Origin of the sequence: Kitasatospora sp. NPDC097605 (assembly GCF_040302725.1) — a bacterium.
In the GTDB taxonomy this organism is placed as follows: Bacteria; Actinomycetota; Actinomycetes; order Streptomycetales; family Streptomycetaceae; genus Kitasatospora.
The window spans coordinates 43,529-68,676 of sequence record NZ_JBEOSF010000048.1; the positions used below are offsets into that span (position 1 = coordinate 43,529).

At 74.6% G+C, this 25,148-nt stretch carries 26 protein-coding genes; 20 read left to right on the forward strand and 6 right to left on the reverse strand.

Features of this window, described 5'->3' with window-relative positions; all coding sequences use genetic code 11:
- The first annotated feature begins 57 nt into the window (after positions 1-57).
- On the forward strand, positions 58-639 hold the full coding sequence (locus ABTX81_RS34990; RefSeq protein WP_350554086.1) for a hypothetical protein: 582 nt from the start codon (positions 58-60) through the stop codon (positions 637-639).
- Positions 640-685: 46 nt separating this feature from the next.
- Complete coding sequence (locus ABTX81_RS34995; protein ID WP_350554088.1) at positions 686-1,564, forward strand: ATP-grasp domain-containing protein; 879 nt, start codon at positions 686-688, stop codon at positions 1,562-1,564.
- A gap of 21 nt (positions 1,565-1,585) precedes the next feature.
- Here the strand turns inward: ABTX81_RS34995 and ABTX81_RS35000 are convergent, their stop codons facing one another.
- Positions 1,586-2,584, reverse strand: coding sequence for a PHP domain-containing protein (locus ABTX81_RS35000; RefSeq protein ID WP_350554090.1), 999 nt, complete (start codon positions 2,582-2,584; stop codon positions 1,586-1,588).
- A gap of 141 nt (positions 2,585-2,725) precedes the next feature.
- On the opposite strand from ABTX81_RS35000, the gene rpmG reads away from it, so the two are divergent.
- Both rpmG and ABTX81_RS35010 read left to right on the forward strand, forming a co-directional pair.
- The gene (gene rpmG, locus ABTX81_RS35005) at positions 2,726-2,890 is read left to right on the forward strand and encodes a 50S ribosomal protein L33 (RefSeq protein WP_350554092.1); all 165 of its coding nucleotides are present in this window, start codon (positions 2,726-2,728) and stop codon (positions 2,888-2,890) included.
- 87 nt (positions 2,891-2,977) lie between these two features.
- Positions 2,978-3,523: a GNAT family N-acetyltransferase gene (locus ABTX81_RS35010; RefSeq protein WP_350554094.1), complete on the forward strand. Its 546-nt coding sequence runs from the start codon at positions 2,978-2,980 to the stop codon at positions 3,521-3,523.
- Positions 3,524-3,527: 4 nt separating this feature from the next.
- Here the strand turns inward: ABTX81_RS35010 and ABTX81_RS35015 are convergent, their stop codons facing one another.
- The 3 genes from ABTX81_RS35015 to ABTX81_RS35025 form a co-directional block, all read right to left on the reverse strand.
- The gene (locus tag ABTX81_RS35015; RefSeq protein ID WP_350554096.1) at positions 3,528-3,938 is read right to left on the reverse strand and encodes a hypothetical protein; all 411 of its coding nucleotides are present in this window, start codon (positions 3,936-3,938) and stop codon (positions 3,528-3,530) included.
- A 223-nt stretch (positions 3,939-4,161) separates the two neighbouring features.
- Entirely contained in the window at positions 4,162-4,638 is a 477-nt protein-coding gene (locus ABTX81_RS35020) for a DUF7144 family membrane protein (RefSeq protein ID WP_350554098.1), read from the reverse strand.
- A gap of 137 nt (positions 4,639-4,775) precedes the next feature.
- Positions 4,776-5,306 carry a hypothetical protein gene (locus ABTX81_RS35025; protein WP_350554100.1) on the reverse strand — a complete coding sequence of 177 codons (531 nt, stop codon included), beginning with the start codon at positions 5,304-5,306 and terminating at the stop codon, positions 4,776-4,778.
- Positions 5,307-5,607: 301 nt separating this feature from the next.
- Between ABTX81_RS35025 and ABTX81_RS35030 the strand changes: the two genes are divergently transcribed.
- On the forward strand, positions 5,608-8,304 hold the full coding sequence (locus ABTX81_RS35030) for a winged helix-turn-helix domain-containing protein (RefSeq protein WP_350554102.1): 2,697 nt from the start codon (positions 5,608-5,610) through the stop codon (positions 8,302-8,304).
- Between the two features lie 36 nt (positions 8,305-8,340).
- Here ABTX81_RS35030 and ABTX81_RS35035 read toward each other — a convergent pair whose 3' ends face one another.
- Positions 8,341-8,541, reverse strand: coding sequence for a DUF8691 family protein (locus ABTX81_RS35035; protein ID WP_350554104.1), 201 nt, complete (start codon positions 8,539-8,541; stop codon positions 8,341-8,343).
- Between the two features lie 216 nt (positions 8,542-8,757).
- Between ABTX81_RS35035 and ABTX81_RS35040 the strand changes: the two genes are divergently transcribed.
- The 3 genes from ABTX81_RS35040 (at position 8,758) to ABTX81_RS35050 (ending at position 12,496) form a co-directional block, all read left to right on the forward strand.
- Positions 8,758-10,590 carry a glycoside hydrolase family 15 protein gene (locus ABTX81_RS35040; RefSeq protein WP_350554106.1) on the forward strand — a complete coding sequence of 611 codons (1,833 nt, stop codon included), beginning with the start codon at positions 8,758-8,760 and terminating at the stop codon, positions 10,588-10,590.
- Between the two features lie 89 nt (positions 10,591-10,679).
- Positions 10,680-11,078: a DUF7144 family membrane protein gene (locus ABTX81_RS35045; RefSeq protein ID WP_350554108.1), complete on the forward strand. Its 399-nt coding sequence runs from the start codon at positions 10,680-10,682 to the stop codon at positions 11,076-11,078.
- On the forward strand, positions 11,075-12,496 hold the full coding sequence (locus ABTX81_RS35050; protein WP_350554109.1) for an MFS transporter: 1,422 nt from the start codon (positions 11,075-11,077) through the stop codon (positions 12,494-12,496). Before ABTX81_RS35045 ends, ABTX81_RS35050 begins: the two co-directional genes overlap by 4 nt.
- Positions 12,497-12,545: 49 nt before the next feature.
- On the opposite strand, the gene ABTX81_RS35055 is transcribed toward ABTX81_RS35050, so the two are convergent.
- Positions 12,546-14,048 (reverse strand): MFS transporter, encoded by a 1,503-nt coding sequence (locus tag ABTX81_RS35055; protein WP_350554111.1) that lies wholly within the window; start codon positions 14,046-14,048, stop codon positions 12,546-12,548.
- 270 nt (positions 14,049-14,318) lie between these two features.
- On the opposite strand from ABTX81_RS35055, the gene ABTX81_RS35060 reads away from it, so the two are divergent.
- From ABTX81_RS35060 to ABTX81_RS35115, 12 genes are all read left to right on the forward strand, one after another.
- On the forward strand, positions 14,319-16,394 hold the full coding sequence (locus tag ABTX81_RS35060) for a galactose-binding domain-containing protein (protein ID WP_350554113.1): 2,076 nt from the start codon (positions 14,319-14,321) through the stop codon (positions 16,392-16,394).
- A 123-nt stretch (positions 16,395-16,517) separates the two neighbouring features.
- Positions 16,518-16,925: a YciI family protein gene (locus ABTX81_RS35065; RefSeq protein WP_350554133.1), complete on the forward strand. Its 408-nt coding sequence runs from the start codon at positions 16,518-16,520 to the stop codon at positions 16,923-16,925.
- A gap of 8 nt (positions 16,926-16,933) precedes the next feature.
- Positions 16,934-18,094 (forward strand): RNA polymerase sigma factor, encoded by a 1,161-nt coding sequence (locus tag ABTX81_RS35070; RefSeq protein ID WP_350554135.1) that lies wholly within the window; start codon positions 16,934-16,936, stop codon positions 18,092-18,094.
- A gap of 148 nt (positions 18,095-18,242) precedes the next feature.
- Positions 18,243-18,734 carry a VOC family protein gene (locus ABTX81_RS35075; protein WP_350554115.1) on the forward strand — a complete coding sequence of 164 codons (492 nt, stop codon included), beginning with the start codon at positions 18,243-18,245 and terminating at the stop codon, positions 18,732-18,734.
- A gap of 129 nt (positions 18,735-18,863) precedes the next feature.
- Complete coding sequence (locus ABTX81_RS35080) at positions 18,864-19,331, forward strand: MarR family winged helix-turn-helix transcriptional regulator (RefSeq protein WP_350554117.1); 468 nt, start codon at positions 18,864-18,866, stop codon at positions 19,329-19,331.
- A gap of 182 nt (positions 19,332-19,513) precedes the next feature.
- Entirely contained in the window at positions 19,514-20,713 is a 1,200-nt protein-coding gene (locus ABTX81_RS35085) for an MFS transporter (protein WP_350554119.1), read from the forward strand.
- A gap of 36 nt (positions 20,714-20,749) precedes the next feature.
- Entirely contained in the window at positions 20,750-21,172 is a 423-nt protein-coding gene (locus ABTX81_RS35090; RefSeq protein ID WP_350554121.1) for a GlcG/HbpS family heme-binding protein, read from the forward strand.
- A complete protein-coding gene (locus ABTX81_RS35095) occupies positions 21,169-21,516 on the forward strand; it encodes a nuclear transport factor 2 family protein (protein WP_350554123.1) in 348 nt (115 codons plus the stop codon). Before ABTX81_RS35090 ends, ABTX81_RS35095 begins: the two co-directional genes overlap by 4 nt.
- A gap of 15 nt (positions 21,517-21,531) precedes the next feature.
- A complete protein-coding gene (locus ABTX81_RS35100; RefSeq protein WP_350554125.1) occupies positions 21,532-22,362 on the forward strand; it encodes an aldo/keto reductase in 831 nt (276 codons plus the stop codon).
- Positions 22,363-22,487: 125 nt separating this feature from the next.
- The gene (locus ABTX81_RS35105; RefSeq protein WP_350554127.1) at positions 22,488-23,483 is read left to right on the forward strand and encodes a TIGR03571 family LLM class oxidoreductase; all 996 of its coding nucleotides are present in this window, start codon (positions 22,488-22,490) and stop codon (positions 23,481-23,483) included.
- A 92-nt stretch (positions 23,484-23,575) separates the two neighbouring features.
- Positions 23,576-24,586, forward strand: a complete 1,011-nt coding sequence (locus tag ABTX81_RS35110; RefSeq protein WP_350554129.1) for an aldo/keto reductase — start codon at positions 23,576-23,578, stop codon at positions 24,584-24,586.
- Positions 24,587-24,621: 35 nt separating this feature from the next.
- Positions 24,622-25,041: an SRPBCC family protein gene (locus ABTX81_RS35115; protein ID WP_350554131.1), complete on the forward strand. Its 420-nt coding sequence runs from the start codon at positions 24,622-24,624 to the stop codon at positions 25,039-25,041.
- Positions 25,042-25,148: the final 107 nt, after the last annotated feature.

Sequence of the window (25,148 nt, forward strand, 5' to 3'; positions counted from 1 at the left end):
GCACGTTGTCGGACCCCGCTGGCACCATGGCCCGCACGGGCGAGGAGAGGAGAAACGGTGAGCTTCCACGGCCTGTGGTGTCTGCTGCCCGTGCGCGCCGACACCGTCGAGCGGTACGCCCCCGAGCTGCTCCCCGCCATCGAGGCGGAGGCGGCCTCCGCCGAGTCCGCGGCCCTGCTCCGGCGGTGGCGGGCGGCCGGGAGCACCGAGGAGATCCGGGACGACCTGGTCGGGTCCGCCGCGCCGGCCGCGCTGGACACCCTGATCCACCGCGTCTACGAGGCCTGGGAGCACGGCCGGGTCGACGCGCTGCCCCGGCTGGTCGTCTCGGCGCGCAAGGGTTATCCGGCGGCGGCCCTGGCCTACGCCCTGGGTCCGGAGCGCTTCGCCGCCCTGCCCGGGTGGTTCGGCGACCTGGTGCTCTCCCCCGAGGAGGTCCGCCGCACCCTGCCGGCGGTCGGGTGCGCCTTCACCTGGACGGCCCGCGAGCGCCACGAGGCCGCGCTGCGGCTCGCCGCCGCCCTGCGCGACGAGAGCGATCCGGCCGACATCGACGCGCTGCTCGACGGCGTGCCCCCGGTGTGGCGGGCCGCCGCGGACGCCGGGCTCGGGCTGCTGGGGGCGCACTTCCTCCCCTGAGGCGGCCGGGGTCAGACTGGATCCCGGGGACGGGCAGGAGGGTGCGATGAGCACGACCAGGATCGCCCTGGTGACCAGCGAGGCCGGGATCGGGCTCGACGAGGACCTGCCGCCCGTGGTGGCGGCGCTGGCCGAGCGCGGGCTGGCGGCGGAGCCGGTGGTGTGGAGCGGGGACCGGACGGCCTGGGAGCGGTTCGGCCTGGCGGTCGTCCGCTCGACCTGGGACTACGTGCAGCGGCTCGACGCCTTCCTCGGCTGGGCCGACCGCACGGCGCGGGCCACCCGGCTGTGGAACCCGGCGCCGCTGATCCGCTGGAACAGCGACAAGCACTATCTCCGGGAGCTGGCCCGGCACGGGGTCGCCGTCGCACCGACGCGGTTCCTCGAACCCGGTTCCCCGGTCGACCCGGCGGAGCTGGACGGCCCGGACGGCGTCGTGGTCAAGCCCGCGATCTCGGCGGCCGCGCTGGACACCGCCCGCTACGCAGCCGGCCGACGCGAGGACGCCGCCCGGCACGCCCGGGCGCTGCTGGAGCGGGGCCGCAGCGTGATGGTGCAGCCGTACCTGCCCCGGGTCGCGGAGGGGGAACGCGCGCTGATCCTGTTCGGCGGTGCCTTCAGCCACGCCGTCCGCAAAGGGCCCGTGCTGACCGAGCCGGGGATCGTCGACAACGACCGCTTCCCGCACCCCGACGTCGTCCCGTACCGGCCGACGGAGGCGGAGCTGCGCACCGCGCTGGCGGCCGTGGCGGCGGTGCCCCGCCCCGGGCCCCCGCTGTTCGCCCGGGTGGACCTGGTGCTGGACGGCCGGGGCGAGCCGGTGGTGCTGGAGCTGGAACTCGTCGAGCCGAACCTGTTCCTCGACATGGATCCGCGCGGCCCCGACCGGTTCGCCGACGCGGTGGCGGCACTGGCGCGGCGCTGATCTCCGGCGTGCACCCGGCGCTCAGCGGCGGTCCGTCCACCCCAGCAGCCGTCCGAGCGGCCAGGTCGTCACCAGCCGGTCCGGGCCCAGGCCCGCCTTCGCGGCGCGCGCGTAGCCGGTGGACTGCCAGCGCAGCTGCTCGGGTGCGTGGGCGTCGGTGTCCACGGCGAACAGGCAACCCGCCTCGACCGCCAGCGCCAGCAGGTCGTCCGGCGGGTCGCGCCGCTCGGGGCGGCAGTTGATCTCCACCGCCGTGCCGGACTCGGCGCAGGCCGCGAAGACCTCCCGCGCGTCGAAGCGGGACTGCGGGCGGCCCCGGCCGGTGATGATGCGGCCGGTGCAGTGGCCGAGCACGTCGACGTGCGGGTCGCGCACGGCGGCCACCATCCGGGCGGTCATCGGACCGGGGTCGGAGCGCAGCTTGGAGTGCACCGAGGCCACCACGACGTCGAGCCCGCCGAGCAGGTCCTCCTCCTGGTCGAGCGAGCCGTCGTCCAGGATGTCGCACTCGATGCCGGTCAGCAGCCGCGGACCGGAGCCGGGGCGGGCGTTGACGGCGGCCACCGCGGCCAGTTGCAGCCGCAGCCGGTCGGGGCTGAGGCCGTGGGCGACGGTGAGCCGCGGCGAGTGGTCGGTGAGGACCGCCCAGCGGTGCCCGAGCGCGCCGGCCGCCTCGGCCATCACCTCGATCGGACTGCCGCCGTCGGACCAGTCCGAGTGCAGGTGGCAGTCGCCCCGGCTCGCCGACACCAGGTCCCAGCCGGCCCGGGCGGCCGGGCCGGTCTCCTCCTCCAGGCGGGCGAGGTAGGCCGGCACCGCGCCGGCCGACGCCTGGGCGATCACCTCGGCGGTGACCGGGCCGACCCCGCGCAGCGTCCGGGCGCGGGCCGCGTCCACCGGGCCGGCGGGCAGCGCGTGGACGGCGTCGGCCGCCGTGTGGAAGGCCCGCACCCGGTAGGGCGAGGCGTCGTGCCACTCCAGGAGGAAGGCGATCCGCCGGAGCGCTTCGACCGGGTCCATGTCTCCAGTGTTCGCCCGGTCCCGGGGCCGGCGCGCGGGACGACGCCGGCCGGGGCGACCGGGTCGGCCGGGAATGCGCGCCGGGGGGCTCGCGTTGGACGCGGATGAAAACGATTTCCGTCTCCGATCGGGAGGACCCCCATGACCCGCAGCGAACTGCGCCCGGTGATCAAGCTCCGCTCCACGGCCGGCACCGGCTACACCTACGTCACCCGCAAGAACCGCCGCACCGACGCGGACCGGATGGTGCTGCGCAAGTACGACCCGGTCGTCGCCCGGCACGTCGACTTCCGCGAGGAGCGCTGACCCGAGCCCCCGGGGCCGCACCACCGAGCCCGGTGCGGCCCCGGGGGCTCTGGCGGCACCGGCGCGGCACGGGTCATGATGGCCTCCATGGCGCGACCGAGGGAGATCATCGACTGCGGGGACTTCACGCTGCGCCGCTGGCGCGGGCAGCAGGACCTCACGGCCGCCACGGCGCTGATCGAGGAGTCGCGGGAGCACCTGCGGCCCTGGGAGCACTGGATCTCCGGGCACGACGAGGAGGCGACCCTGGGCTTCCTCGAACGGTCCACCGCGCGCTGGGAGGCGGGCGAGGTGTTCAACTACGCCCTCGCCGCCCGGGACGGCGGGCTGCTCGGGATGTGCCAGGCCTACCGCGGGCACGATCCCCGGGGGCCGCGGCTGGGGTACTGGCTGCACCCGGCCGCCACCGGCCGGGGCATCGCGACCCGGGCGGCGTCGGCGCTGGCCGCCGAGATGTTCACGCTGCCGGGCGTGGAGTTCGTGGAGATCGCGCACGACCTGGCCAACACCGCCAGCGCCGCCGTCCCGCGCCGGCTGGGGTTCACGGAGGTCCGGCGCGGGCCGGCCGCGCCGCCGGTGCCCCCGGCCGGCAGCGGGACCGAGGTGGTCTGGCGGCTGGAGCGGCCGGCCTGAGCGGTCAGACGTGCGGGACGGTCGGACCGCCGCTCGCCCGGTTCGCGCCGAACGGGGCCAGGATCGCGGTGGCCGCCGCCAGGGACTCGGCGAGCAGGGCGGCGGTGCGGCTCGCCTCGTAGAGCTGCTCCCGGGCGTCCCGGGCGGTCCGCACGGCCACGAACGCGCCGTCCCCGGCGCCGGACGCGATCCGGCCGGCCGCCTGCTCGCTGCTGAGGAACGCCTCGACGTGGTCCAGCAGTTCGGGCAGCCGCGCGGTGAGCCCGGCCAGGGCGCCGACGGTCTCGGCCGCCTCGGCGGTGTGCAGCAGGCCGGGCCGGCCGCCCTGCGGGGCGGTGCCGGCGGCGCGCAGCAGTTCGGCGGCCTCGGCGGCCAGGTGGGCGACGGACAGGTTCGGGGGGACGGGCCGGGTCATCGGGGTTCCTCCTCGGCGGTGGCGACGGTGGCGACGGTGCGGCCGGGTGGACGGCCGACGGCCCGCCGGGGATTCCCGGCGGACCGTCAGCACCGGCCCGGGAGCCCGTCTTCCCGCACCTGCGCCCGCCATGCCACCCGATCGCGGTCCATGCCCGCCCGCCCCCGCCGGACTCAACCGGTGGGGGCCGTCGGGGAGTTCGACGCTCAGCCGAGTCCGACGCTCAGCCGCCGCCGGGGCCGGGGGGCTGCTCGGAGCGGGCCGGCGCCCAGCGGTCCGGCGTGGCGTAGGCGGTCAGCGCGTAGATGGCGACCACGTCGATCGCGATGATCGTCAGCGACCACACCGGGTAGGACGGGACGAAGGACATCTGCGCGAAGGCGTTGAGCACCAGCACGACGACACCGGCCCACCGGGCCCACTGCGCGCGCAGGGCCAGCACGCCGTAGGCGGCGCCGAGTTGGGCGACGGCCAGGGCCAGCATCACCCAGCCCCAGGCCAGCAGGTCGCCGAAGACGAAGTGGGCGTCACCGATGAAGACGTGCGAGCCGGCGATGGCGGAGATGCCGTCCAGCGCGTTCAGGGCGCCCACCAGCACCAGCAGCACGCCGGCGAAGGTCAGCAGCCCGGATCCGACGTGGTCGGTCTTCGCGGGCGCCCCGGCCGGCGGGGCGGCGCCGTGGGGAACGGCGGCGGTCATGGTTGCCTCCAGATGGTCCGGCCGCGATGGTCCGGCCGCGGTCAGGTGGTCCGGCCGCGGTCCGGGTGCGGGACACGGCCCCGGGTACCACTGCGCCACGCCGGCCCGGCCCCGGGGACCACCCGGTCCGGGTGATTTCAGTGCCCGACGGCCACCTTGGCCGCCACGATGACCAGGCCGAGCAGCAGGTTGACCGCGGCCTCGGCGAGGACCTGGCGCGGCGCGGCCCCCGCCCGGCGGGCGCCCAGGCCCGCCCAGCCCACCTGCTGGGCCACCGCGACGCCGAGCGCCAGCCAGGCGTTCTCCCCCGTCCCGAGCCAGGGGCTGACCAGCACCGCCAGGGCCGGCAGCACCGCGGCCTCGACGATCGGCCACTCGTGCCGCCCCACCGCGCGCACCTGGTGCCAGGTGACCTGGCGGCCGGCCTCGCGCTGCCCGGCCACGTGCGCGTAGACGTGCGCCGCCCAGAACACCAGTCCGGTGATCACCAGCAGCAGGATCAGCGAGAGCCGCGGGTGCGGTCCGCTCAGGCTGGAGGCCGCGATCACCGAGGCCGCCAGCATCGAGCCGTAGACGGCCCCCGCGTAGTCCGTCCGCTCGGCCTGGGCCGGAAGCGGCCCGGACGGGCCGGGGACGCGCCTGCGGGACGCCGGTCCGGGGACGGTCACGGCGGCCTCCTCCGGGGTCGGTGCCGGTCCGGCGGGCCGGTCCTCGCGACGATCGTCGCCGTTCCGGCGGGCGCCGGCCTCACCCCCGGCAGGTGAGGCGGCCTCCCGTCCGCTCGGATGGCACGCGGCGGTCCGGCCGTACTACGGTCGAGGTGGCGACTCCCCGGAGCGGCCCGCAGCGGTGCGCCCGCGGCCCGCCGCGCCGTACCCGGCCGTGCCCTCCCGCACGGCGGAACCTTCAGGCGGTGGCACCATGCCGCACACCCGTACAGCACCCGCGAGGCTTCCCAACGGGGACCCGATGCTGGACACCCGGGTCCGCCCGCCCGGCCCGCCCGCCGCCACCTTCCTGCGGCGCGAGCGGTTGCTGCGGCGGCTGGACGCGGCCGCCGCCCGGCCGGTGACCCTGGTCGACGGGCCCGCGGGCGCGGGCAAGACCCTGCTGGTGGCCGACTGGCTGGCGCGCGGCCGGCTCCCCGGTCCGGCGGGATGGCTCACCCTGGAGGAGAGCGACAACCAGCCCGGCACCTTCTGGGCGTACGTCCGCGAGGCCCTGCAGGGCGGTGTCCCCGGACTGCCCGACGAGGTCGGCGCCCCGGCCGAGGCCGAGCACGTCGAGCCGTCCCTGCTGGTCCGGCTGGCCGCGTGGATCAACGACCGGCCGCAGCCGCTGGTGCTGGTGCTGGACGAGTTCGAGCACATCGACAACCCCCGGCTGACCGGGCAGCTGCACGACCTGGTCCGGCACACCGCCGGCCGGCTGCGCCTGGTCCTGGTCGGCCGGCGCGAGCCGCTGCTGCCGCTGCACCGCTACCGGGCCGCCGGCGAGCTCGGCGAGCTGCACGCCGCCGACCTCGCGCTCAGCCGCGACGAGGCGGCCGCGCTGCTGGAGCGCCACGGCCTGCGCCTGGACGCGGCCACCGTCGACGCGGTGCACCAGGCGGTGTCCGGCTGGGCGGCCGGGCTGCGGCTGCTCGCGCTCGCCGCCAAGGACGCCGAGGACCCGCGGGCGTACCTCGGACGGATCGACGCCGCGCACGCCGCGCTCTCCGACTTCCTGCTCGCCGAGGTGCTGCGGACCCAGCCCGCACCGACCCAGGACCTGCTGCTGCGCTGCAGCATCCTGGGCCGGGTCCACCCCGACCTCGCCGACGCGCTCACCGGCCGCCGCGACGGCCGGCGGATCCTGGACCGGCTGCACCAGGAGAACGCCTTCACCGAGGCGCTGTCCGACGGCTGGTACCGGCTGCACCCGATGTTCGCCGGCATCCTGCGCCTGCACCTGCGTGCCGCCGCCCCGGAGCGGGTCGACGAGCTGCGGGTGCGGGCCGCGCGGTGGCTCGCCGACCACGGCCAGTACCGGGCCGCGCTGGACCACGCCGCCGAGGGCGGCGCCTGGGGGCTGGCCGCGCGGCTGCTGGTCGACGAGCTGGCCCTCGGCGAGCTGGTCGCCGGGCGCGACGCCACCCGGCTGTGCGCGCTGTTCTCCCGGATGCCGCCGGCCGAGCACACCCCGGCCGCCGAACTCGTCCGCGCGGCCCTCCGGCTGGGCCGCGACGACGCGGACGGCGCCCTGCGGATCGTGCGGCGCGTCGAACCCCTGCCGCCGGAGCAGGCCACGCTCCAGCTGGCGGCCGCCTTCGTGCGCGCGGAGGCCGCCCGGCTGCTCGGCTCGGCCGCGCTCGCCGAGCAGGCCGCCCGGAGGGCCCACGAGCTGGCGGCGCTGGCACCGGCCGAGCGGCTGGCGGAGCACCCCGAGCTGCTCGCCCTGGTGGACGCCGGCCTCGGCTCGGCCCTGCTGTGGCACGGCCGCCTCGACGAGGCCCGGGCGGCGCTGGAGCGCGCGGCCGAGGCCCCTCCCTCACCCACCACGGCCCGGCTGCGCCACGACTCGCTCTGCCGGCTGGCGCTCATCGACCACCTGCGCGGCCGCTCGGGGCGCGCCGAGCAGCGGGTGCGCGAGGCCGACGAGGAGGCCGACCGCTCCAGCCTGCCGCCCGACAGCCGCACCGATGTGCGTGACCTGCTGCTGGCCGCCACGGCGCTGGAGCGCGACGAACCGGCCGACGCCCGCCGGGCGCTGCAGCGGACGGCGGAGCGCGCCGTGCCCGAGCGCGATCCGCTGGTCGCCCTCGGCACCGCGGTGATCGGGGCCGGGCTGGAGCTGTCCCGGGGCCGGCCGGACGCCGCGCTGCGGCTGCTCGCGGAGACCCGGGAGCACGACCTCGCCGACCGCGCGTCCGACTGGAGCAGCGAGCGGCTGGCCGTCGCCGCCTGCGCCGCGCACCTGGCGGCCGGCCGCCCGCGGGCCGCGCTGGCGGTGCTCGACGGCGTGCCGACCCGCGCGCCGGACTCACTCGTGGTGGCGGCCCGGGCCCGGCTCGCCGCCGGCCTGGACGAGGCGGGCGCCCTCGACCAGCTGCGCGCCCTGCGCGACGACCCCGCCGTGGGCAGCGCGACCCGAACCCGCGCGCTGCTCCTGCTGGCCCAGGCCGGCCCCGAGCCGGACGGGCCGGAGGGCGCGCGGCTGCTGGCGCAGGCCCTCGCCACCGCCGAGCCCGAGCGGCTGCGCCGGCCGTTCCGCGAGTCCGCCCCCTGGGTGCGGCGCCGGCTGCGCCGGTCGCCCCAGCTGGCCCTCGCCCATCCCTGGCTGCCCGGCGACCTGCGCCCGTCCGCCCCTGCCCCCGGTCCCGGCGTCGGCCCCCGTCCCGGCGTCGGCCCCCGTCTCGGCGTCGGCCTCGGCGTCGGCGTCGGTGTCGGCGTCGTACCGCCGACGGACGGCCCGCCGCCGCCGACCGAGCCGCTGACCGAGCGCGAGCGCGACGTCCTGGCGCACGCGGCGCGGATGCTGTCCACCCAGGAGATCGCCGACGAGCTGTTCCTGTCGCCGAACACGGTGAAGACGCACCTCAAGAGCATCAACCGCAAGCTGCTGACGGCCAACCGCCGCGAGGCGGTGCGCACCGCCGCCCGGCTGCACCTGCTCGACGGGCCGTGAGAGCCGCCCGGCAGGCCGTGCGCCGGCGGCGGCGGCTCACTCCGGCAGCCGGTGCAGCTCCGTCACCCGCAGCCCCAGTGCCTGGCAGCGGTTGAGCAGCCCGAACAGGTGGGCCTCGTCGACGATGTCGCCGTACAGGACGGTGTGATCGGGCACGACCCTGCTCTCCAGTTCGGGAAAGCCCTCCCGACGGGTCGTCTCCTGCAGCACGCCGGACACCCGGATCTCGTAGCGCATGGGGCCGGCTCCCTTCGCCTCGACGGTGGCCTCCAGCCTGGCCGGAGCGGGCGGTGCGGCGCATCACCCTCCCGAGGTGACCCGCCGGACCGGGTGTCGCGCCCCGGCGGCCGCCCTGCGGGCGCTCACCCGCCCGGGGTGATCCACCGCCCGGGCCGCCCCTCGTACGGTGGCGGCGCAGGCAGTTCCCGCCGTCCGCCGAGGGAGCACCCACCCATGAGCCCCTACCCCCCGATCGCCGAGCACGGGATCATCGGCGACCTGCAGACCGCCGCCCTGGTTTCCACCGACGGCGACATCGACTGGTGGTGCACCCCCCGGTTCGACTCCCCCAGCCTCTTCGCCTCGCTGCTGGACGACCTCAAGGGCGGCCGCTGCCGGCTGGCCGTCGACCGGGAGGCCGTGCCGGACGCCCAGGTGAAACAGCTCTACCTCGCCGGGACCGCGATCGTGGTCACCCGCTTCCTGGCCCCGCAGGGGGTCGCGGAGGTGATCGACTTCATGCTCCCGGACACCTCGGCGAGCCCCTCCGGCCGGCACCGGATCATCCGGGGCGCGCGGGTGGTGCGCGGCCGGGTCCCGTTCGTCCTGGAGTGCCGGCCCCGCTTCGACTACGGCCGCGCCGCCCACCGGCTCAGCCTCCCCGACGAGCACACCGCCCTGCTGCGCTCGCCCGGCCAGGAGCTGTGCGTGCGGACCACCGCCCCGGTCGGGCTGCGCGCGGACGGCGAGGACGTGACCGCGCGGTTCACGCTGGCCGCCGGGGAGCTGGCGAGCGTGGAGCTGACCACGCTGCCGCCGGGCGGCGAGCCGCCTCCCGCGCCGTCCGAGGAGGAGGCCCGCGCGGCCTTCGACGCCTGCCGGGCGTTCTGGTACGGCTGGCTGAAGTCGTCGAACTACCACGGGCGTTGGCGGCAGATCGTGGACCGCTCGGCGATCACGCTGAAGCTGCTCAGCTACCGGCCGACCGGCGCGCTGATCGCCGCCGCCACGATGGGCCTGCCGGAGCAGGTCGGCGGCGAGCGCAACTGGGACTACCGCTACACCTGGATCCGCGACGCCTCGCTCTCCGTGCACACCCTGATCGGGCTCGGCTTCCGCGAGGAGGCGCAGGCGTTCCGCCGCTGGGTGCGCGAGCGGGTCGAGGCCGCGTCCGGCGCCGACGGCGAGCGGCTGCAGATCATGTACCGGGTCGACGGCGACCCGCGGCTGAGCGAGGAGACGCTCGGCCACTGGGAGGGCTATCTGGGCTCGTTCCCGGTGCGGGCCGGCAACGCCGCCGCCGACCAGCTCCAGCTGGACATCTACGGCGAGGCCGCCTACGCCTTCGCCGCCGGGGACGGCGACATGGGCGCGCTGCGCGGGTGGGACGCCTTCCGCCGCCTCGTGGACTGGCTGACCGAGCGCTGGGACCGCGCCGACGAGGGCGTGTGGGAGACCCGCGGCGGGCGCCAGGACTTCACCTACAGCCGGGTGATGTGCTGGGTGGCCTTCGACCGCGCCGTGCGGATGGCCCGCGCCCACGCCCGCCCCGCCGACCTGGACCGCTGGAGCTCGGCGCGCGACGCCGTGCTGCGCCAGGTCGTGCAGCGCGGGTGGAGCCCGAAGCGGCAGGCCTTCGTCCAGCACTACGACACCGAGGTCCTGGACGCCTCGCTGCTGCTGATGCCCAAGGTCGGCTTCCTCTCCCCCACCGACCCGGACTGGCTGACCACCCTGGACGCGATGGACCGGGAGCTGGTCTGCGACAGCCTGGTCTACCGCTACGACCCGGCCGCCTCCCCCGACGGGCTGCGCGGCACCGAGGGCACCTTCAACCTCTGCTCCTTCCTCTACGTCGAGGCCCTCGCCCGGGCCGGGCGGGTCGACCAGGCCCGCTACGCCTTCGACAAGATGCTCACCTACGCCAACCACGTGGGCCTGTTCGCCGAGGAGATCGGGCCCTCCGGCGAGCAACTGGGCAACTTCCCGCAGGCGTTCACCCATCTCGCGCTGATCGACGCGGCGCTCGCGCTGGACGAGGAGCTGGACCGCCGGGGCGCCGCCTGACGGCGGACGCCGGTCGTCGGTCATCGGTAGTCGGACGCCGGTCGTCCGGTCCTCCGGTCGTCCGGTCACGTCGGAAAGGAGCCCCGGCCATGGCCTCATCCACCCACCCGGCACGGCCCCGCCGGAACCTGCTGCCGTTCGCCGGCGTCGCACTGATCCTGCTGGCCCTGTTCAACGGGTGGGACGCGATGGCGGCGCTGATCGACTCGCCCGTCGTCACCGGCACCGACCGCTATGCCTTCGGCGACCTGCACAGCCTGGGCTGGGCGGTGCTCGCGCTGGCGATCGCCCAGGGGCTGGCCGGCATCACGCTGCTCACCGGCGACCTCCCGAGCCGCTGGTTCCCGGCGACGGTGCTGTGCGCCAACATCTTCGTGCAGTTCGTCTTCGTGGCGAGCTACCCCGCCTGGTCACTCATGATCATCGCGATCGACCTGGCCGCGCTCTACGCGGTGCTCACCGCGCCCGACGGACGGAGCCGGGAATGACCACCACCGTCGCCGCCCATCCCGCCCCGGCCGGGCGCCGGGTGCTGGCCCCGCTGGCCCTCGCCCAGTTCATCTGCAGCTTCGCCGGCTCCAGCATGAACGTGATGATCAACGACATCAGCGCGGACCTCGACACCAGCGTCCAGGGCGTCCAGGTCGCGATCACCGTCTTCCTGCTGGTGATGGCCGCCCTGATGATCCCCGGCGGCAAGCTCACCGACCGCTGGGGCCGCAAGCGCTGCCTGATGCTGGGCCTCGCCGTCTACGGCGTCGGCGCCCTGCTCAGCGCGGCCGCCCCCGGACTCGGCGTGCTGATCCTCGGCAACTCGGTACTGGAGGGCGTCGGCACCGCCCTGCTGATCCCCCCGGTCTACATCCTGACCACCCTGCTGTTCACCGGCACCGCCGCCCGGGCCCGCGCGTTCGGCACCATCATGGCGCTCGGCGGCATCGGCGCGGCCGCCGGACCGCTGATCGGCGGCCTGCTCACCACCGCGATCGACTGGCGGGCCAACTTCGGCTTCCAGGTCGTGGTGGTGGCCCTGATCCTGTTCCTCACCCGCACCCTGGAGGACCCGCTGCCGCCCGACCCCGACCGGCCGTTCGACATCGTGGGCGCGGTGCTCTCGGCGGCCGGCCTGGTGCTGCTGGTCACCGGCATCCTCGCCGCGGACAACAACGTCTGGCTGATGATCGGCCTGCTGGCCGGCGGCGCCGCCGTACTGGCCGCCTTCTTCGGCTGGATCCGCCGGCTGGAGCGGGCGGGCCGCGAACCGCTGCTGGCCACCAGCCTGTTCCACAACCGGGTCTCCAACCTGGGCCTGGTCACCCAGAACGCCCAGTGGCTCGTCCTGATGGGTGTCTCGTTCACCGTCGGCGCCTACCTCCAGGTGGTCCGCGGCTACAGCGCGATCGCCACCGGCGGTGTCTTCACCGCCGCCACCCTGGGGCTGCTGGTCTCCTCGCTGGGCGCCGAGCGGCTGGCGAAGCGGCGGGCCCAGCGCACCCTGATCGTCACCGGCTTCGCCACCACCACGGCCGGCATCGTCGTGCTGCTCCTGCTGGTGCGCGCCATCGGCGGGGCCTGGCCGTTCGCCCCCGGCCTGCTGCTGATCGGGCTCGGCCTCGGCCTGATGCTCACCCCGTCGGTCAATGTGGTGCAGTCCGCGTTCCCGGACAGCCGGCAGGGCGAGATCTCCGGGCTGTCCCGCAGCATCTCCAACCTCGGCTCCTCCCTGGGCACCGCCGTCGCCGGCACCATCCTGGTCTCCGAGCTCTCGCGCAACGGCTACGCGGCGGCGATGATCGCGCTCGCCGCCTTCGGCGTGGTCGGGCTCGGCGCGGCGCTGTTCCTGCCGCACGACCGTCCGCCGGGCACCGGAGCCGCGGAGCCTGCGCCGGCCCGGGTCCGGCGGTGAGCCGCGCTCACCGCCGGACCCGGGCCGGAAGGCCGGTCCGTCAGGTCCGTCAGGCCCCCGCGCGGCCGACGGCGCTCAGCGGGGTCGCCAGCGACTCCAGGCTCCGCCGTTCCGCGCGGACGCCGATGGCGGCCTCCACCAGTCCGGCCAGGGTCATCAGCGCGGCACCGATGCAGAACGCCAGGGTGGTGTCGGAAGCCTTCCCCGTGCTCACCAGCCCGTTGAACAGCAGCGGGCCGCTGATGCCGCCGGCCGCCGTCCCGACGGCGTAGAAGAAGGCGATGCACAGCGCCCTGGTCTCCAGCGGGAAGACCTCGCTGACCGTCAGGTAGGCCGAACTCGCCCCCGCCGAAGCGAGGAAGAGCACCGCCGTCCAGCAGGCCGTCATCGAGACGGCGGACAGCGCGCCCTGCTGGAAGAGCACGGCCGTGCCGAAGAGCAGCACGCCGGAGCCGATGTACGTGCCGGCGATCATCGGCTTGCGGCCGACCGAGTCGAAGAAGTGGCCGAGCAGCAGCGGGCCGAGGAAGTTGCCGACCGCGATCACCGCGAAGTAGTAGCCGGTGTCGGCCTGCGGCACGTCGAAGAACGTGGTCAGGATGGCGGCGTAGCCGAAGGTCACCGCGTTGTAGAGGAACGCCTGGCCGATGAACAGGGCCAGGCCGAGGACGGTGCGGCGCGGGTAGCGGGTCACCACGGTGCGGGCGATCGTCAGGAAGCCGATCGGAGCGCGCTCGCGGATCCGGATCGGTTCGCCCGTGACCGGCGGCAGGGCGGAGCCGGTGTGCTCCTCGGTGATCCGCTCGGCCTCGGCGACCACCGCCTCCGCCTCGTCGACCCGCCCGTGCGCGGCCAGCCAGCGGGGGCTCTCCGGAACGTGACGCCGCACCAGGAGGATCACCAGGCCGAGGACCACGCCGAGGCCGAAGGACAGCCGCCAGCCGACGTCGGCGGCGAACAGCGAGGTGTCGAGCAGCGCGATGGAGGCGAACGCGCCCAGCGCGGCGCCGATCCAGAAGCTGCCGTTGATGATCAGGTCGATCCGCCCGCGCACCCGGGCCGGGATCAGCTCGTCGACGGCGGAGTTGATCGCCGCGTACTCGCCGCCGATGCCGAAGCCGGTGAAGAAGCGGCAGACGAAGAAGAACCAGGCGTCCCACGACAGCGCCGTGACGGCGGTCGCCGCGAGGTAGACCGCGAGGGTCAGCATGAACAGCTTCTTGCGCCCCAGCCGGTCGGTCAGCCGGCCGAAGAAGAGCGCTCCGGCGCACGCGCCCGCCACGTACACGGCCGCCGCCACGGTGGTCACCTGGGCGGTGGAGATGCTGATGCCGCTGCCCTGCTCCGCGAGCCTGGCCGCCATGGTGCCGACGATCGTGACCTCCAGGCCGTCCAGGATCCAGACGGTGCCGAGGCCGATCACGATCCGCCAGTGCCAACCGGACCAGGGCAGCCGGTCCAGTCTGGCCGGGATCCTGGTCTCGACGACTCCCTCCTGCGGGCCGGCGGCCGCCCGCGGGCCGCCGCAGGCCGTTTCCGTCCGTTCCGTCATGACACCACTCCTCCGCTCTCACCGGGCACGGGACGGACCGCCGTCTGCCCGATCTTCGGGCGGCCATGCCGGCCGGCCCGGCCGGGCGCGGGGAGTGCGCGAAGTGCCGGTTCGGCCAGGACTATTGACGGAATGTCCAACAGTGGCGATTCTCGTCACACCGACTGCGCGGGACCCGACAGCCGCCCCCGGGCGCGCCGCCGTGCCGCGGGCGGAGGTGGCGGCCGCGTCGTCGGCCCGCCCGTCCGTCCCTCCGGAACTGGGGTGCCCATGACCCGCCTCCCCCACGCACGCCTCCCCCACGCACGCCTGCGACTCGCCACCCTGCTCGCCGCGTTACTCGCCCTGGTCGCCGCCGCCCTCGCCGCTCCGGCGCGCGGGGCCGGCGGCGGGAACTGGTGGGACCCGGTCGCCCGGCCGGCGCCCGACGCCTCGATCGGCGTCACCGGCGAGCCGTTCACCGGCACCGACGCCCAGGGCCGGGTCCGCGGCTTCGTCGACGCGCATGACCACATCCTCGCCAACGAGGCCTTCGGCGGCCGCCTGATCTGCGGCAAGGCCTTCTCCGAGGCGGGCGTCGCGGACGCCCTCAAGGACTGCCCGGAGCACTACCCCGACGGCTCTCTCGCCGTCTTCGACATGATCACCAAGGGCGGCGACGGCCGGCACGACCCGGTCGGCTGGCCGACCTTCGCCGACTGGCCGGCCCATGACTCCCTGACCCACCAGCAGAACTACTACGCCTGGGTGGAGCGCGCCTGGCGCGGCGGCCAGCGGGTGCTGGTCAACGACCTGGTCACCAACGGGGTGATCTGCTCGGTCTACTTCTTCAAGGACCGCAGCTGCGACGAGATGACCTCCATCCGCCTCCAGGCGAAGCTGAGCCACGACATGCAGGCCTATGTCGACAAGCTGTACGGCGGCCCGGGCAAGGGCTGGTTCCGGATCGTCACCGACAGCGGGCAGGCCCGGGAGGTCGTCCGGCAGGGCAAGCTGGCCGTGGTGCTCGGCGTGGAGACCTCGGAGCCGTTCGGCTGCAAGCAGGTGCTGGACGTCGCCCAGTGCAGCCGCGCGGACATCGACCGCGGCCTCGACGAGCTGTACGGGCTCGGCGTGCGCAGCATGTTCCTCTGCCACAAGTTCGACAACGCGCTGTGCGGGGTGCGGTTCGACGAGGGCGGGCTGGGCGCGGCGATCAACGCGGGCCAGTTCCTGTCCACCGGCACCTTCTGGCAGACCGAGCAGTGCACCGGCCCCCAGCACGACAATCCGATCGGCCTGGCACCCGCCCCGGCCTCGGTGCAGGCCCAGCTGCCCCCGGGGACGGCCATGCCCTCCTACGCGGACGGCGCCCAGTGCAACACCCGCGGGCTGACCGAGCTGGGCGAGTACGCCCTGCGCGGGATGATGCGGCGCGGCATGATGCTGGAGCTCGACCACATGAGCGTCAAGGCCGCCGGGCGGGCGCTGGACGTCCTGGAGTCCGAGGCCTACCCGGGCGCCATCTCCTCGCACAGCTGGATGGACCTCGGCTGGACCGAGCGCGTCTACAAGCTCGGCGGCTTCGTCGCCCAGTACATGCACGGCGCGGAGGGCTTCAGCGCGGAGGCGCGGCGCACCGACGCGCTGCGCGACAAGTACGGGGTCGGCTACGGCTACGGCACCGACATGAACGGGGTGGGCGGCTGGCCCGGCCCGCGCGGGGCCGGCACCGCCAACCCGGTGCGCTACCCGTTCCGCACCGCCGACGGCGGCTCCGTCGTGGAGCGCGCCACCGCCGGCAGCCGGACCTGGGACATCAACACCGACGGCGCGGCGCACTACGGCCTGGTGCCGGACTGGCTGGAGGACATCCGGCTGGTCGGCGGCCAGGACGTGATCGACGACCTGTTCCGCGGCGCGGAGTCGTACCTGACCACCTGGGGCGCCTCCGAGCGGCACCGGTCCGAGGTGAACCTCGTCGCGGGCGCCACCGCCGCCGCGAGCTCGGCCGAGTGGAACCCGTTCACCGACTTCGGGGCCGCCCGGGCCGTCGACGGCAACAGCTCCAGCCGCTGGGCCAGCGACTGGAGCGACGACCAGTGGCTGCGGATCGACCTGCCCGCCACCACCCTGGTCGGCAAGGTCACCCTGGACTGGGAGCGTGCCTTCCCCCGGGCCTACCGGATCGAGGTGTCCACCGACGGGGCGACCTGGCGCACGGTGTGGTCCACCGCGTCCGGCGACGGCGGCCTGGACACCGCGCGGTTCCCGGCCGTACCCGCCCGGTACGTGCGGATCCACGGCGAGCAGCGCGCCACCGCATGGGGGTACTCGCTGTACGAGGCGGGCGTCTACCGCGGCTGACAGCGGGCCGGTGGAGATCGCCGGAGGAAATCCGCCCGGCGATGTCGAGAAGCCGCGGCCTGCTCCGTCCCAGGGGCGAAGGCGGCCACAATGGGCCGCACGAACTCCGAGGAGAGGGTCACCATGGCCAAGTACCTGCTGCTGAAGCACTACCGCGGCGCTCCCGACCCGGTCAACAACGTGCCCATGGACCAGTGGACGCCCGACGAGATCGAGGCGCACCTGCAGTACATGCGGGACTTCGCGACCCGGCTGGAGAAGAGCGGCGAGTACGTCGACGGCCAGGCGCTCGCCCCCGAGGGGGCGTGGGTCCGGTACGACGGCGAGGGCCGGCCGCCGGTCACCGACGGCCCGTTCGCGGAGACCAAGGACCTCATCGCCGGCTGGATGGTGATCGACGTCGACAGCTACGAGCGCGCCGTCGAGCTGGCCGGCGAGCTGTCCGCCGCTCCGGGGGCGGGCGGCCGGCCGATCCACGAGTGGCTGGAGCTGCGTCCGTTCTACGGCTCCGCGCCGACCGTCACGGAGTGACCGGTCCCGTGGACGAGGCGCTGCTCCGCAGCCTCACCCCGGGTGTGCTCGCCGTCCTCGTCCGCCGCGGAGCCGACTTCGCGGCGGCCGAGGACGCCGTCCAGGACGCCCTGGTGGAGGCCCTGCGGGTGTGGCCCGCGGGGCCTCCGGCCGACCCGAAGGGCTGGCTGGTCACCGTGGCCTGGCGCAAGTTCCTCGACGCGGCCCGGGCGGACGCGGCCCGCCGCCGGCGCGAGGACCGGGTCGAGGAGGAGCCGGCGCCCGGGCCGGCGACGGCCGTCGACGACACCCTGCGGCTCTACTTCCTCTGCGCCCACCCCTCGCTGACGCCCGCGTCGGCGGTGGCGCTGACGCTGCGCGCCGTCGGCGGGCTCACCACCCGCCAGATCGCCCGGGCCTACCTGGTGCCCGAGGCGACCATGGCGCAGAGGATCAGCCGGGCCAAGCGCACGGTCTCCGGCGTGCGCTTCGACCGGCCGGGCGACGTCGCGACCGTGCTGCGGGTGCTCTACCTGGTGTTCAACGAGGGCTATTCGGGGGACGTCGACCTCGCCGCCGAGGCGATCCGGCTGACCCGCCGGCTCGCGGCCGGGGTCGACCACCCCGAGGTGGCGGGGCTGCTCGCGCTGATGCTGCTGCACCACGCCCGGCGGACCGCCCGGACCACGCCGGACGGCGCCCTGGTGCCGCTCGCCGAGCAGGACCGCACCCGCTGGGACACCGCGCTGATCGCCGAGGGCGTGGCGGTCCTCCAGGCGGCGCTGGCCCGTGACCGGCTGGGCGAGTTCCAGGCGCAGGCGGCCGTGGCGGCGCTGCACGCGGACGCCCGGACGGCGGAGGAGACCGACTGGGTGCAGATCGTCGAGTGGTACGACGAGTTGCTGCGGCTGACCGACAGCCCCGTGATCCGGCTCAACCGGGCGGTGGCGGTCGGTGAGGCGGACGGGCCGCGCGCCGGTCTGGCGGCGCTGGCCGCGGTCGGGGCCGGGCTGCCGCGCCGGACGGCGGCGGAGGCCTACCTGCGCGAGCGGGAGGGCGAGCTGGCGACGGCGGCGCGGCTGTACGCCGAGGCGGCCCGCGAGGCGCCGAACCTCCCCGAGCGGGACCACCTGACCCGCCGGGCCGCCCGGATCAACACCGCGCTCGCGGCGGGCGGCGGGGAGGCGTGAGCGGACGTGCCGGGGCGCCGCCGGCGAGTTGCGGCGGCACCGGCCCCCGGAAGAATTGACCGCGGACGGCTCTCCGGGAGCCGGCCCGCCCGTGCCGGCCGGCGCCGCCCCCGCAGAAGGAGGGCCGCCGGACGAAGGGACTGTTCCCGTGACCGTTTCCAGCACCCCGGTCAACCTCGCCCGCGCCGCCCACGTCGGCATCTCGGTCTCCGACCTGGACGCGTCGATCGCCTTCTACACGGCCCTCACCGGCCGGGAGCCGGTCGCCGAGGGAACGATGCACAGCGTGCCGTTCGGCCAGTCGCAGGGACTGCCCGTGGCGAAGCTGCGGTACGCCACGATCAACCTGGACAACAGCCTCGGCATCGACCTGATCCAGTTCCAGGAGCCGGTCGGCCGGCGGACCAACGGGGTGGCGAACCGCCCCGGCTCGATGCACCTGTGTCTGCGGGTCGACGACTTCGACGCGGTGTACCGGCGGATGAAGGAGGCCGGGTACGACTTCCTCGGCGACGACTACACGTTCGTCGCGGGCGAGGTCACCCCGGAGGCGGCGCTGGGCACCAAGGTCGCCTACTTCAACGACCCGGACGGCACCAATCTGGAGATCATCCAGCCCGAGGGCGGGTTCGCGAGCTGAGCACGGGCCCGGGAAGCCGGGGCCGGGCCCGGGGCAAAATACTTGCATTAGCCTCTTATCCGCTCTGGCTGGTATTCACCTTCATGGCTTACCCTTGGATACAGCCACATTCGGAAGGAGGCCGGCCTCATGACCGCCACGGACCCCGCGCTCACCGCCCTGGCCAGCGGCTGGGGTGCGCTTTCCCTCCTGCACGGCAGGATCGAGTCGCACATCGAGCGCGCCCTGCAGTCCAAGCACGACCTGAGCGTGCGGGAGTACTCGCTGCTCGACGTGCTCAGCCGGCAGCACGACGGCGAGGGCGGCCACCTGCAGATGAAGCAGGTCGCCGACGCGGTCGTCCTCAGCCAGAGCGCGACGACCCGGCTGGTCACCCGGCTGGAGGACCGCGGCCTGCTGTCCCGCTACCTCTGCCCCACCGACCGCCGCGGCATCTACACCAATGTCAGCGAGGAGGGGCTGAAGCTGCTGGAGGAGGCCCGGCCGACCAACGACGCCGCACTCCGGGAGGCGCTCGACGAGGCCGGGCGCAACCCCGAGCTGGCCTCGCTGGTCGAGGCCGTGGAGGCCGTGGACGCACCGGTACGCGTGGGCTAGCAGCCCAGCGGGAGCCGGCCCCAGCATCGCGCTGGGGCCGGTTTTTTCATGCCCCGCGACACCATGTGACCGCCGACATCCAGAGAACGACCACAGCCCGCGCTTGCTCTTATAGCGCGCCTGCAACTATTGTGAAGACACGCAAGGAGCTCACTCAAGCAATCACAGAAGGGTCGGGCCCAATGCCTCTCGCACTGCTCGCTCTGGCCGTCGGCGCCTTCGGCATCGGCACCACCGAATTCGTGATCATGGGCCTGCTGCCCGAGATCGCCGCCGACTACGGCGTCTCCATCCCCACGGCGGGCCTGCTGGTCACCGGCTACGCGCTCGGCGTGGTCCTCGGCGCCCCGCTGCTGACCGTGCTCGGCACCAGGATCAGCCGCAAGCGGATGCTGATGCTGCTGATGGGCCTGTTCGTGCTCGGGAACCTGGTCTCGGCCCTCGCCCCCTCGTTCGGCCTGATGCTCACCGGCCGTGTGGTCGCCTCGCTCGCCCACGGCGCGTTCTTCGGGATCGGCTCCGTCGTCGCAGCCGACCTGGTCGCCCCGGACAAGAAGGCCGGCGCCATCGCCACCATGTTCACCGGCCTCACCGTCGCCAACATCGTCGGCGTGCCGCTCGGCACCTCCATCGGGCAGGCCGTCGGCTGGCGCATCACCTTCGCCGGTGTCGCCGCACTCGGCATCGTCGGCCTGCTCGGCATCGCCAAGCTGGTCCCCGCGATGCCCCGGCCCGAGGGCGCCCACCTCCGCCGCGAGCTGACCGCCTTCCGCAACCCGCAGGTCCTGCTCGCCATGGCGATGACCGTGCTCGGTTTCGGTGGTGTCTTCGCCGCGATCACCTACATCGCTCCGATGATGACCCACGTGGCAGGCTACTCGGACGGCGCGGTCACCTGGCTGCTGGTCCTCTTCGGCATCGGCATGTTCCTCGGCAACCTGCTCGGCGGCAAGTACGCCGACCGCAAGCTGATGCCGATGCTCTACACCACCCTGGGCGGCCTCGCCGTCGTCCTGGCGCTGTTCACCCTGACCGCGCACCACAAGGTCCTCGCCGCGATCACCATCATGCTCGTCGGCGCGCTCGGCTTCGCCACCGTCCCGCCGCTGCAGAAGCGGGTGCTGGACCAGGCCCACGGAGCGCCCACCCTGGCCTCCGCCGTGAACATCGGCGCCTTCAACCTCGGCAACGCCCTCTCCGCCTGGCTCGGCGGCATGGTGATCGCCGCCGGCCTCGGCTACACCTCGCCGAACTGGGTCGGCGCCGTCCTCGCCGCCGCTGCCCTCGTCCTCGCCGTCTGGTCCGCCGCCCTGGAGCGCCGCCGCCCGGCGACCGCGGCCACGGCCGGCCCCGCCGCCGCCCCCGTCGCCGCCCACCACTGACCTCACCCGCCCACCCCCATCTCAGGAAGAACCACCATGAGCACCACCGCCGTCACCCCGCTGACCACCGCCGACGCCGAGAACCTGATCACGGCCGCCCGCGCCGCCGCCGAAGCGGCCGGGGTCCCGGTCAGCGTCACCGTTCTCGACGCCGGGGGCCACCTGCTCGCCTTCCGCCGCGACGACCGGGCCGTCCTGATCTCCGGCGAGACCAGCACCCGCAAGGCCTACACCGCGCTGCAGCTGAACGCCCCGACCGCCGACCTGGTCGACCTGGTCAAGCCCGACGGGCCGTTCCACTCGCTGCCGACCGCGCTCGACCGGCCGCTGCTGTTCATCGCCGGCGGCATTCCGGTCCACCGCGACGGCCGCCTCGTCGGCGCCATCGGCCTCGGCGGCGGCGCCCCGGAGCAGGACCACTCCTTCGCCACCGCCGCCCTGCGGGAGCTCGCCCGATGACCCGAACGCCGCGCGAGGTCTTCGCCGACCACGGCGAGCGCCTGGGCACCGGGGACCTCGACCACATCGCCGGGAACTACACCGAGGACGCCGTCCTGATCACCCCCGACGGGGAGTTCCGGGGCCACGACGGGGTCCGGCGGGTGATCGGCCGGCTGCTGGCCGACCTGCCGCAGGCCGAGTGGCGACTGACCCCGAGGTTCGCCGACCAGATCCTCTTCCTCCGCTGGACGGCCGCCACCGCGACCCACCGGGTCGACGACGGCACCGACACCTTCGTTTTCCGCGACGGCCTCATCAGTGCCCAGACCGTCCGCTACACCCGCACCAACCGCACCGACTGAAAGACCGAGAGCACCATGAACGCCCCCACCGTCCCCACCGTGAAGCTCAACAACGGCGTCGAGATCCCCCAGCTCGGCTTCGGCGTCTTCCAGGTCCCCGACGACCAGACCACCGCCGCCGTCGCCTCGGCCCTGGCGGCCGGCTACCGCAGCATCGACACCGCCGCGATCTACGGCAACGAGGCCGGCGTCGGCCGCGCCCTCGCCGAGGCCGGCGTGCCGCGCGAGGACCTGTTCATCACCACCAAGCTGTGGAACGCCGACCAGGGCTACGACGAGACCCTGCGCGCCTTCGACACCAGCCTCGCCAAGCTCGGCCTGGAGACCCTCGACCTGTACCTGATCCACTGGCCCACCCCGGCCAAGGACCGCTACCTCGACTCCTGGCGGGCCATCGAGCGGCTCGCCGCCGAGGGCCGGATCCGCGCCGCCGGCGTCTCCAACTTCCAGCCCGCCCACCTCCAGCGCCTGCTGGACGACAGCGAGCTCGTCCCGGCCGTCAACCAGGTCGAGCTGCACCCCGGCCTCCAGCAGGCCGAGCTGCGCGACTTCCACGCCAAGCACGGCATCGCCACCGAGGCGTGGAGCCCGCTCGCCCAGGGCGCCGTCCTGGACGACCCGGCGATCACCGCGATCGCCGAGCGCACCGGCAAGTCGCCCGCGCAGGTGGTGCTTCGCTGGCACCTCCAGCTCGGCAACGTCGTGATCCCCAAGTCGGTCACCCCGGCCCGCATCCGCCAGAACCTCGACGTCTTCGGCTTCGAGCTGACCGGCGAGGACATGGCCGCGATCGCCGCCACCGACCGCGGTCTGCGCACCGGCCCGCACCCGGACCAGTTCAACTGATCCTCCCGACGCCCCCGCTCCGCCCCCGGCCCACCGTCCGGAGCGGAGCGGGGGCGTCGTCCTTTTCCCCATCTGCCCTGCCCGGCCCCCAGCTCCCAGCTCCCAGCTCCCCGGAAGGATCCGTCATGGCCTCCCCCCACCCCGCCCTCGCCCGTCTCGCCCCCGGTGACGGAGGGCTCACCCTCGGCCTCGAACTGCCCCTCGACAACGACTGGGGCCCCGCGCGCGGGCGTGCCGACCGCGCGGCCGGCCGGCCCTTCGGCGTCCCCGACCTCACATCGCACACCGAGCGCGCCCGGCTGGCCGACCGGCTGGGCTTCGCCGCCCTGTGGCTGCGCGACGTCCCGCTCTACGACCCGCTCCAGTTCGGCGACGCCGGTACCGTCTTCGAGACCTTCACCCACCTCGGCCACCTCGCCGCCGTCACCGAGAACGTCGTCCTCGGCACCGCCGCGACCGTGCTGCCGCTGCGCGAGCCGCTGCTCGTCGCCAAGGCCGCCGCGACCGTCGACGTGCTGTCCGGCGGGCGGATGCTGCTCGGCCTGGCCAGCGGCGACCGCCCGGTGGAGTACCCGCTGTTCCGCCGCGACTTCCAGTCCCGCGGCGAGGCCTTCCGCGAGGGCGTCGCGACCCTGCGGGCCGCCTGGCGCGCCGGACCGCTGGAGCTGCCCGGGGTCGGCCTCGGCGCGGACCGGCAGCTGGAGGTGCTGCCGCGGCCGGCACACCCCGCGGGGATCCCGATCGCCGTCGCCGGCGGCGCGCAGCAGACCCCGGACTGGATCGCCGAGAACGTCGACGCCTCCCTCAACTACCCGCGCGAACTGGGCGCCCTGCGCATCAAGACGCGGGAGTGGCAGGCGCTGACCGGCGGCGGCAAGCCGTACCTGACGCCCATGGTCCTCACCCTCCAGGAGGACCCCGACGCCCCGGCCCGCCCCATCCGGCTGGGCCTGAGCACCGGCCGCCACGCCCTGGTGGAGCACCTCAAGACGATGGCCGGGCTGGGCGTCTCCCATGTCTCGTTCAACCTGCGCCCCAACGACCGGCCGGTCGAGGAGCTGCTGCACGAGCTCGCCGAGCACGTGCTGCCGCACTTCCCCACGCCCGAGTCCTTGCATTAGCCCGCGCATGCAACTATTGTTGGTGCACATAAGGGGCTCGCGCATCTAAGCAGAGCATCCGAATCCCCTCCCTCCTTCGCAAAGGAACTGTCATGTCCCTTACTGAAATCCTTCCCGGCAAGCTCGGCTTCGGGACCGCCCCGCTCGGCAACATGTTCCGCGCGATCCCCGACGAGGAGGCCCGCGCGACCGTCGAGGCCGCCTGGGACCAGGGCGTCCGCTACTTCGACACCGCCCCCTTCTACGGCGCCGGCCTCGCCGAGGAGCGGCTGGGCGAGGTCCTCGCCGGCAAGCCGCGCGACGCCTACGTGCTGTCCACCAAGGTCGGCCGCGTCATCCTCGACGAGAAGGAGGAAGGCGCCCGCGACCTCGGCGAGAAGGGCGGCCTGTTCGAGCACGGCAACCCGAACAAGATGCTCCACGTGTGGACCGCGGAGGCGACCGAGCGCTCCATCGAGGACAGCCTCAGGCGCCTGGGCACCGACCGGCTGGACATCGTCTGGGTCCACGACATCGCCCAGGACTTCCACGGCGACGCGTGGCTGAGCAAGTTCGAGGAGGCCCGCACCGGCGCCTTCCGCGTCCTGTCCCGCCTGCGCGACGAGGGCGTCATCAAGGCCTGGGGCCTGGGCGTCAACAAGACCGAGCCGATCGAGCTGACCCTCGCCCTCGACGAGCCCCAGCCCGACGGCTTCCTCCTCGCCGGGCGCTACACCCTCCTCGACCACGAGCACGCCCTCCAGCGCCTGCTCCCGATGGCCCAGGAGCAGAACGTGGACATGGTCGTCGGCGGCCCCTACAGCTCCGGCGTCCTCGCCGGCGGCACCCACTTCGAGTACCAGGCCGCCCCGCCGCAGATCATCGAGCGCGTCGGCCGGATCAAGGAGCTCACCGCGCGGCACGGCGTGTCCATCAAGGCCGCCGCCCTGCAGTTCTCCCTCGCCCACCCCGCCACCGCCGCCGTCATCCCCGGCGCCACCAAGCCGAGCCGCATCGCCGAGGACACCGCCGCCCTCACCGAGGCCGTCCCCGCCGCGTTCTGGCAGGACCTGCGCGCCGCCGGGCTGGTCAGCCCCGCCGCGCCGCTGCCCTACGGCGCCTGAGCACACCCGTCCAGACAGCACCAGGAGAAATCGTCATGGCCTCCACCACCGTCAGCCGCATTGTCCCCGCCACCCCCGAGAAGGTCTGGAGCCTCATCGGCGGCTTCGACGCCCTGCCCGACTGGCTCCCCTACATCCCCGAGAGCGTCGCCCTCGAAGGCGGCCGAGTGCGCCGCCTCGCCAACCCCGACGGAGACGTCATCATCGAACGGCTCGTCGACTTCAACGAGACCGAGCGCCAGTACAGCTACGCCATCCTCCAGGCGCCCTTCCCGGTCGACGGCTACGTCTCCACCCTCCGCGTCCACGCCGTCCCCGGCCGCGACGACGTCGCCGAGGTCCAGTGGTCCGGCCGCTTCAACCCCATGGGCGCCACCGAGCAGGAGGCCGTCGACCTCTTCCACGGCATCTACGCCGACGGCCTCGACGCCCTGCACCAGGCCCTCGCCGCCTGAACGGCGCCGTACCGCCTACGTCTCATCTCGCCCGCCACCCTACGTCCTCACCACCACCCCGGATCACGGCCCGGCTCGCCCCCCACACCGGCCGGCCGCCGACGACG

Excerpts from the sequence above, each read along its gene's own strand:
- ABTX81_RS34995 (WP_350554088.1), top strand. The coding sequence starts at position 686 with ATGAGCACGACCAGGATCGCCCTGGTGACCAGCGAGGCCGGGATCGGG.
- ABTX81_RS35000 (WP_350554090.1), bottom strand. The coding sequence starts at position 2,584 with ATGGACCCGGTCGAAGCGCTCCGGCGGATCGCCTTCCTCCTGGAGTGG.
- rpmG (WP_350554092.1), top strand. The coding sequence starts at position 2,726 with ATGACCCGCAGCGAACTGCGCCCGGTGATCAAGCTCCGCTCCACGGCC.
- ABTX81_RS35010 (WP_350554094.1), top strand. The coding sequence starts at position 2,978 with ATGGCGCGACCGAGGGAGATCATCGACTGCGGGGACTTCACGCTGCGC.
- ABTX81_RS35015 (WP_350554096.1), bottom strand. The coding sequence starts at position 3,938 with ATGACCCGGCCCGTCCCCCCGAACCTGTCCGTCGCCCACCTGGCCGCC.
- ABTX81_RS35020 (WP_350554098.1), bottom strand. The coding sequence starts at position 4,638 with ATGACCGCCGCCGTTCCCCACGGCGCCGCCCCGCCGGCCGGGGCGCCC.
- ABTX81_RS35030 (WP_350554102.1), top strand. The coding sequence starts at position 5,608 with ATGCTGGACACCCGGGTCCGCCCGCCCGGCCCGCCCGCCGCCACCTTC.
- ABTX81_RS35035 (WP_350554104.1), bottom strand. The coding sequence starts at position 8,541 with ATGCGCTACGAGATCCGGGTGTCCGGCGTGCTGCAGGAGACGACCCGT.
- ABTX81_RS35040 (WP_350554106.1), top strand. The coding sequence starts at position 8,758 with ATGAGCCCCTACCCCCCGATCGCCGAGCACGGGATCATCGGCGACCTG.
- ABTX81_RS35045 (WP_350554108.1), top strand. The coding sequence starts at position 10,680 with ATGGCCTCATCCACCCACCCGGCACGGCCCCGCCGGAACCTGCTGCCG.
- ABTX81_RS35050 (WP_350554109.1), top strand. The coding sequence starts at position 11,075 with ATGACCACCACCGTCGCCGCCCATCCCGCCCCGGCCGGGCGCCGGGTG.
- ABTX81_RS35055 (WP_350554111.1), bottom strand. The coding sequence starts at position 14,048 with ATGACGGAACGGACGGAAACGGCCTGCGGCGGCCCGCGGGCGGCCGCC.
- ABTX81_RS35060 (WP_350554113.1), top strand. The coding sequence starts at position 14,319 with ATGACCCGCCTCCCCCACGCACGCCTCCCCCACGCACGCCTGCGACTC.
- ABTX81_RS35065 (WP_350554133.1), top strand. The coding sequence starts at position 16,518 with ATGGCCAAGTACCTGCTGCTGAAGCACTACCGCGGCGCTCCCGACCCG.
- ABTX81_RS35080 (WP_350554117.1), top strand. The coding sequence starts at position 18,864 with ATGACCGCCACGGACCCCGCGCTCACCGCCCTGGCCAGCGGCTGGGGT.
- ABTX81_RS35085 (WP_350554119.1), top strand. The coding sequence starts at position 19,514 with ATGCCTCTCGCACTGCTCGCTCTGGCCGTCGGCGCCTTCGGCATCGGC.
- ABTX81_RS35090 (WP_350554121.1), top strand. The coding sequence starts at position 20,750 with ATGAGCACCACCGCCGTCACCCCGCTGACCACCGCCGACGCCGAGAAC.
- ABTX81_RS35095 (WP_350554123.1), top strand. The coding sequence starts at position 21,169 with ATGACCCGAACGCCGCGCGAGGTCTTCGCCGACCACGGCGAGCGCCTG.
- ABTX81_RS35100 (WP_350554125.1), top strand. The coding sequence starts at position 21,532 with ATGAACGCCCCCACCGTCCCCACCGTGAAGCTCAACAACGGCGTCGAG.
- ABTX81_RS35105 (WP_350554127.1), top strand. The coding sequence starts at position 22,488 with ATGGCCTCCCCCCACCCCGCCCTCGCCCGTCTCGCCCCCGGTGACGGA.
- ABTX81_RS35110 (WP_350554129.1), top strand. The coding sequence starts at position 23,576 with ATGTCCCTTACTGAAATCCTTCCCGGCAAGCTCGGCTTCGGGACCGCC.
- ABTX81_RS35115 (WP_350554131.1), top strand. The coding sequence starts at position 24,622 with ATGGCCTCCACCACCGTCAGCCGCATTGTCCCCGCCACCCCCGAGAAG.